The sequence below is a fragment of the Streptomyces sp. NPDC058646 genome, assembly GCF_042716875.1.
Classification (GTDB): Bacteria; Actinomycetota; Actinomycetes; order Streptomycetales; family Streptomycetaceae; genus Streptomyces.
Genome location: NZ_JBHXRK010000010.1, coordinates 1 through 6,147, shown reverse-complemented (window position 1 = coordinate 6,147; position 6,147 = coordinate 1). Strand labels below are relative to the sequence as shown.

The following is a 6,147-nucleotide window of genomic DNA, read 5'->3' as shown; positions in this document are numbered from 1 at the left end:
CGGCGGGGGGGGTGTCGGATCAGCCCGCGGGGGGGGCGCAGCCCGTCGGGGGTGGTTTGTGTGTGGGGGGGGGGGGGGGTCGGTTCTCCATGTCCTGCTCGGCCGCGCCCCGCCCGTCCCCTTCCCTTACCTCCTTCAGCTCGCACCAACGGCTTCCACCTGCGGAAACACCCTTTCTGCGGCCAACTATGCACTCCACGTATACATGGAGCGTATACACCGCGTGTACAGTCACTGCCATGTCCATCGGTCACACCTTGCTCGGCCTCCTGGAGGCCGGCCCGCGCCACGGCTACGACCTCAAGCGCGCCTTCGACGAGAAGTTCGGCCACGACCGCCCCCTGGCCTACGGACAGGTCTACTCGACCATGTCCCGCCTCCTGAAGAACGGCCTCGTCGAGGTCGACGGGATAGAGAGCGGCGGCGGCCCCGACCGCAAGCGCTACGCCATCACCGACGCCGGCATCACCGACGTCGACGCCTGGCTCGCACAGCCGGAGAAGCCGGAGCCGTACCTCCACTCGACCCTCTACACCAAGGTCGTCCTCGCCCTGCTCACCGGCCGCAGCGCGGCCGGCCTGCTGGACACCCAGCGCGCGGAACACCTGCGCCTGATGCGCATCCTGACCCAGCGCAAGCGCACCGGCGACCTCGCCGACCAGCTCGTCTGCGACCACGCCCTGTTCCACCTGGAGGCGGACCTGCGATGGCTCGAACTGGCCGCCGCCCGCCTCGACCAGCTCGCGAAGGAGGTACGCCGATGACCCCGGCCGGCTCGCTGCTCACCGCCTCGGCCCTCCGCAAGGCGTACGGCACCACCCAGGCGCTCGACGGCGCGGAATTCTCCGTCCACCCCGGCGAGGTCGTCGCCGTCATGGGCCCCTCCGGCTCGGGCAAGTCCACCCTGCTGCACTGCCTCGCCGGGATCGTCACCCCCGACTCCGGCTCCCTCACCTACGCCGGCCGCGAGCTGTCCGCCATGAACGACGCCGAGCGCAGCGCCCTGCGCCGCAGCGAGTTCGGCTTCGTCTTCCAGTTCGGGCAGCTCGTACCGGAGCTGACCTGCACGGAGAACGTCGCCCTCCCGCTGCGGCTCACCGGCGTCAAGCGCAAGGAGGCCGAGCGGACCGCACTCCACTGGATGGAGAAGCTCCAGGTCGACGACCTCGGCGGCAAGCGGCCCGGCGAGATATCCGGCGGCCAGGGCCAGCGCGTCGCGGTCGCCCGCGCCCTGGTCACCCGGCCCCGGGTGGTCTTCGCCGACGAGCCGACCGGCGCCCTCGACTCCCTCAACGGCGAACTGGTGATGCGGCTGCTCACCGAGACCGCCCGTTCCACCAGCGCCGCCCTCGTCCTCGTCACGCACGAGACGCGCGTGGCCGCGTACTCCGACCGCGAGATCGTCGTCCGCGACGGCAGGTCCCGCGACATGGAGCGGATCGTATGAGCACCCTCTCCGCCTGGGCCCGCGACCTCGCCATGGGAACCCGCTTCGCCTTCGGCGGCGGCCGCGAGGGCTGGACCCGCACCCTGCTCACCGGCGTGGGCGTCGGCCTCGGTGTCGCCCTCCTGCTGATCAGCACCGCGATCCCCGGCGCGTTCGCCGCCCGGGGCGAACGCGGTGACGCACGCTCCACGCTGGGTGCGCCCACCGCCGAACAGCCGGGCCGCGACACGCTCCTCGTCACCCGCCTCGGCCAGACGTACCACGGCCAGGACATCGACGGCCTCATGATGTACGCCGAGGGACCGGACGCCCCCGTCCCACCGGGCCTGACGAGGATCCCGGGCCCCGGCGAGATGGCCGTCTCCCCCGCCCTGGACGAGCTGATGAAGTCCTCCGAGGGCGGGCTGCTGCGCGAACGTCTCGACGGCAAGATCACCGAGGTGATCGGCGACGCCGGCCTGACCGGCCCCGGCGAACTCTTCCTCTACATGGGCAACGACCGGCTCCCCGCGGCCATGGACCTCGCGGGCGGCCTCCGCGCCGAGCGCATCACCGGCTTCGCCGGCACCGCGGGACCCCAGCCGCTCGACCCGGTGCTGATGCTCATGGTGGTCCTGACCTTCGTCGCCCTGCTGATGCCGGTCGCGGTATTCGTCGCCGCCGCCGTCCGCTTCGGCGGCGAGCGGCGCGACCGGCGGCTCGCCGCGCTGCGGCTGGTCGGCGCCGACGCCCGCATGGTCCGCCGGATCGCCGCCGGTGAGGCGATGGCCGGATCCCTGGTCGGGCTGGGGCTCGGCGTCGGGTTCTTCCTGATCGGCCGCCGGCTGGTCGGCGCGATCAGCGTCCAGCAGCGCAGCGTCTTCCCCGCCGACCTGGACCCGGCGCCGTGGCTGGCCGCCCTGGTCGCCGTCGCGGTGCCCGCGGCGGCCGTCGCCGTGACCCTGTTCGCGCTGCGCGGGGTCGTCATCGAGCCGCTGGGCGTCGTACGCACCTCCGCGCCGGCCGAGCGCCGCATCTGGTGGCGGCTGCTGCTGCCGCTCGGCGGAATCGGCCTCCTCGCCCCGCTGACGGGCCGCGGCAACGACCACGGCCGCTTCAACCAGTGGCAGGTCAGCGGGGGCGTGGTGCTCCTGCTGGTCGGGATCACCGCCCTGCTGCCCTGGTTGCTGGAACGCCTCGTCGGCCGGATGTCCGGCGGCCCGGTGTCCTGGCAGCTGGCCGTCCGCCGCCTCCAGGTGAGCAGCGGGGCCGCCGCCCGCCTGGTCAACGGCATCGCGGTGGCGGTCGCCGCGGCCATCGCCCTGCAGATGCTCTTCGCGGGCGTCGAGGGCGACTACGCCACGGACACCGGACAGGACCCCTCGCGGGCCTCCGTCTCGGTCCTCCTGCGCAGCGGTACCGAGACGGAGGTCGACTCCCTCTCCCAGCAGATCTCCGGTACCGAGGGCATCGTCCGGACCGTCCCGCTGACCAGCGTTCCCGCCGCGCACCAGGTCCCCGCGGGGGAGGAGCGGATCGCGGTGACCGTCGGCACCTGCGCGGCGCTCGAAGAGGTCGCGGTGCTCGAATCCTGCCGGGACGGCGACGCGTTCGTGCTGTCCGGCGCCCCCGCCGGCACCCCCGGCGGCTACGGGGACACGGCCCGGCCCGGCGACCAGCTCTTCGCCGGGAACATCAACGACCTCCCCGACAGCGCGTTCGTCATGGGCCGGGCCGTCCCGTGGACCGTCCCGGCCGGCGCCCGTACCGTCGCCGGCCGCGAGGACCCGACCGGCCAGCTGCGCACCGGGCTGCTCGTCACCCCGGCCGCCGCTCCGAAGGGCGTGGGCTTCCAGCAGAACGCCCAGATCTTCGTCCAGCTCGACGACGCGGTGCCGGACGCCCTGGAGCGGGTCCGCACGGCGGCCTTCCGGGCGGACCCCTTCGCCACCGCGATGACACTGAAGTCGACGCAGCAGGCATCCGGTTACTCCACGATCCGGACCGGGCTGTTCTTCGGCGCGACGGGCGTGCTGATCCTGATCGGCTCCAGCCTGCTGGTCTCCCAGCTGGAGCAGCTGCGCGAGCGCAAGAAGCTGCTCTCGGCGCTGGTCGCCTTCGGCACCAAGCGCTCCACGCTGAGCCTGTCGGTGCTGTGGCAGACCGCCCTGCCGATCGGACTCGGCCTGGGACTGGCGGCCGTGGTCGGCGTCGGGCTGGGGACCGTCCTGCTGCGCATGGCCGCCCGGCCCGTCCGGGTCGACTGGTCCTCGGTGCTGGCGATGACCGGGGTCGGCGCGGGCGTGGTCGCCCTGGTGACCGCCCTCAGCCTGCCGGTACTGCTGCGCCTGATGCGCCCCGACGGCCTGCGCACGGAGTGACCCCGCTCCCCCACCGACCGGTACGCCCGCCCCGCCCGGCCCGCCCCTAGTCCGTGGGCCAGACCGGGAGCGGGCGTACCGCTTCGCGCAGGGCGGCGGCGATGGCGCGGAACTCCTCCTGCCGGGCGGTGCCCGTCCGCATGGCCAGGGCGATCCGCCGCGAGGGGGCGGGTTCGGCGAAGTAGCCGGTGGCCAGGTGCTCGTTGCGGGCCGTCTCCAGGCGCAGTGCCGTACGCGGCAACAGCGTCACGCCCAGTCCCCCTGCGACCAGTTGTACGAGGGTGGACAGCCCGGCGGCGGTGGTGGTGACGTCCGCCCCGGTGGTGCGGCCCGCCTCCCGGCAGATGTCCAGGGCCTGGTCGCGCAGGCAGTGGCCCTCGTCCAGCAGCAGCAGTTGCAGTCCGCGCAGTTCTTCGAGGGGCACGTCCCGGCGGCCGGCCAGCGGATGCTCCCGCGGGGACAGCAGCACGAAGTCCTCGTCGAAGACCGGCAGTTCGGTGATGCCGGGCATGCCGAGCGGTACCGCCAGCAGCAGCAGGTCGAGCCGGCCGGCGGCCAGCCCCTCCAGCAGCGAGGCCGTCTGCTCCTCGTGCACCTGCAGGTCCATGCCGGGGTAGCGTCGGTGGAAGAGCCCCAGCACGGTGGGCAGCAGGTACGGCGCCACCGTGGGGATCACCCCGAGCCGCAGGATCCCGGTGAAGGGGGCCCGTACGGCCTCTGCCTCCTCCAGCAGCCCGCCCATGGCGTCGAGTACGGCCCGCGCCCGCAGCGCGATGCGCTCGCCCGCCGGGGAGAGCAGCACCTTGCGGGTGGTGCGTTCCAGCAGCCGCACCCCGAGGGCGTCCTCCAGTGCGGAGACGGCTCCGGAGAGGGCCGGCTGGCTCATCCCGATGGCCGCGGCGGCGTCCCGGAAGTGCAGGTGCTCGGCGACCGCCGCGAAGGCGCGCAGCTGCGCGATCGTCGCCTGCTTCGGCCCTCTGCCACCACTACTGCCCGCAACCACTGATAGGCACCTCCGATCACCGGACATAAGAGTAGCTATTTCTGTAATCAATGCCGCTGTGCCAGCATGTGAGATCCGTCCAACCCTCCGGAAAGCCGCCAACACCCCAAAAGGGTGGCGCTTTCCTGTCCGCAAGGAGAGCACGTGCTCACTGTCGGTGACAAGTTCCCCACCTACGATCTGACCGCCTGCGTCTCGCTCGAGGCCGGCAACGAGTTCGCCCAGATCGACCACAAGACCTATGAGGGCAAGTGGCGCGTGGTGTTCTTCTGGCCGAAGGACTTCACCTTCGTCTGCCCGACCGAGATCGCCGCGTTCGGCAAGCTGGACGAGGAGTTCCAGGACCGCGACGCCCAGATCCTCGGCGTCTCCGGCGACTCCGAGTTCGTCCACCACGCCTGGCGCAAGGACCACGCCGACCTGCGTGACCTGCCCTTCCCGATGCTGGCCGACTCCAAGCACGAGCTCATGCAGGCGTGCGGTGTGCAGGGCGAGGACGGCTTCGCGCAGCGCGCGGTCTTCATCGTCGACCAGAACAACGAGATCCAGTTCTCGATGGTGACCGCCGGCTCCGTCGGCCGTAACCCCAAGGAGGTCCTGCGGGTCCTCGACGCCCTGCAGACCGACGAGCTGTGCCCCTGCAACTGGACCAAGGGCGAGTCCACCCTCGACGCCGGCGCCCTGCTGGCCGGTGAGTGACGGATGTCCCTCGACTCCCTGAAGTCCGCCATACCGGACTTCGCCAAGGACCTGAAGCTGAACCTCGGCTCGGTCATCGGCAACGCCGACAGCAACGGCACCCTCTCGCAGCAGCAGCTGTGGGGCACCGTCCTGTCCTGCGCGATCGCCGCCCGCTCCCCGCGCGTCCTGCGTGAGCTGGAGCCGGAGGCGAAGGCGAACCTCTCCCCGGAGGCGTACACCGCCGCCAAGTCCGCCGCGGCGGTCATGGCGATGAACAACGTCTTCTACCGCACGCGGCACCTGCTCTCCGACCCGGAGTACGGGACCCTGCGCGCGGGCCTGCGGATGAACGTCATCGGCAACCCGGGCGTGGAGAAGGTCGACTTCGAGCTGTGGTCGCTCGCGGTCTCCGCGATCAACGGCTGCGGCCAGTGCCTGGACTCGCACGAGCAGGTCCTGCGCAAGGCCGGCGTCGGCCGCGAGGCCGTCCAGGAGGCCTTCAAGATCGCCTCGGTCGTGCAGGCCGTCGCGGTCACCCTGGACGCGGAGGCGGCGCTCGCCGCCGAGTGACACCGCACGTACGCGGAAGGGGGCCCCCGGGCCGGGAGCGCCGCCGGGGGCCGGCCCGGCGGGGTGGAGTAAAAAAAAAACTGACC

6 protein-coding genes are annotated in these 6,147 nt (G+C 72.2%); 5 read left to right on the top strand and 1 reads right to left on the bottom strand.

All coding sequences use genetic code 11. The features are described from left to right. Positions 1–239: 239 nt before the first annotated feature. Genes ACFWUZ_RS14210 through ACFWUZ_RS14200 form a run of 3 tightly spaced genes read left to right on the top strand, consistent with a single transcriptional unit; the run spans position 240 to position 3,807 of the window. On the top strand, positions 240–764 hold the full coding sequence (locus ACFWUZ_RS14210; RefSeq protein ID WP_384371812.1) for a PadR family transcriptional regulator: 525 nt from the start codon (positions 240–242) through the stop codon (positions 762–764). Beyond that, positions 761–1,447 (top strand): ABC transporter ATP-binding protein, encoded by a 687-nt coding sequence (locus ACFWUZ_RS14205; protein ID WP_384371810.1) that lies wholly within the window; start codon positions 761–763, stop codon positions 1,445–1,447. Before ACFWUZ_RS14210 ends, ACFWUZ_RS14205 begins: the two co-directional genes overlap by 4 nt. Beyond that, a complete protein-coding gene (locus tag ACFWUZ_RS14200; protein WP_384371808.1) occupies positions 1,444–3,807 on the top strand; it encodes an ABC transporter permease in 2,364 nt (787 codons plus the stop codon). Before ACFWUZ_RS14205 ends, ACFWUZ_RS14200 begins: the two co-directional genes overlap by 4 nt. A gap of 46 nt (positions 3,808–3,853) precedes the next feature. Here ACFWUZ_RS14200 and ACFWUZ_RS14195 read toward each other — a convergent pair whose 3' ends face one another. Continuing rightward, positions 3,854–4,810, bottom strand: a complete 957-nt coding sequence (locus tag ACFWUZ_RS14195; protein ID WP_384371806.1) for a hydrogen peroxide-inducible genes activator — start codon at positions 4,808–4,810, stop codon at positions 3,854–3,856. A 144-nt stretch (positions 4,811–4,954) separates the two neighbouring features. On the opposite strand from ACFWUZ_RS14195, the gene ACFWUZ_RS14190 reads away from it, so the two are divergent. Continuing rightward, complete coding sequence (locus tag ACFWUZ_RS14190) at positions 4,955–5,509, top strand: peroxiredoxin (protein ID WP_384371804.1); 555 nt, start codon at positions 4,955–4,957, stop codon at positions 5,507–5,509. 3 nt (positions 5,510–5,512) lie between these two features. Further along, positions 5,513–6,061: an alkyl hydroperoxide reductase gene (locus tag ACFWUZ_RS14185; protein ID WP_384371802.1), complete on the top strand. Its 549-nt coding sequence runs from the start codon at positions 5,513–5,515 to the stop codon at positions 6,059–6,061. The last annotated feature ends 86 nt before the right edge of the window (positions 6,062–6,147 follow it).

Excerpts from the sequence above, each read along its gene's own strand:
- ACFWUZ_RS14205 (WP_384371810.1), top strand. The coding sequence starts at position 761 with ATGACCCCGGCCGGCTCGCTGCTCACCGCCTCGGCCCTCCGCAAGGCG.
- ACFWUZ_RS14200 (WP_384371808.1), top strand. The coding sequence starts at position 1,444 with ATGAGCACCCTCTCCGCCTGGGCCCGCGACCTCGCCATGGGAACCCGC.
- ACFWUZ_RS14210 (WP_384371812.1), top strand. The coding sequence starts at position 240 with ATGTCCATCGGTCACACCTTGCTCGGCCTCCTGGAGGCCGGCCCGCGC.
- ACFWUZ_RS14185 (WP_384371802.1), top strand. The coding sequence starts at position 5,513 with ATGTCCCTCGACTCCCTGAAGTCCGCCATACCGGACTTCGCCAAGGAC.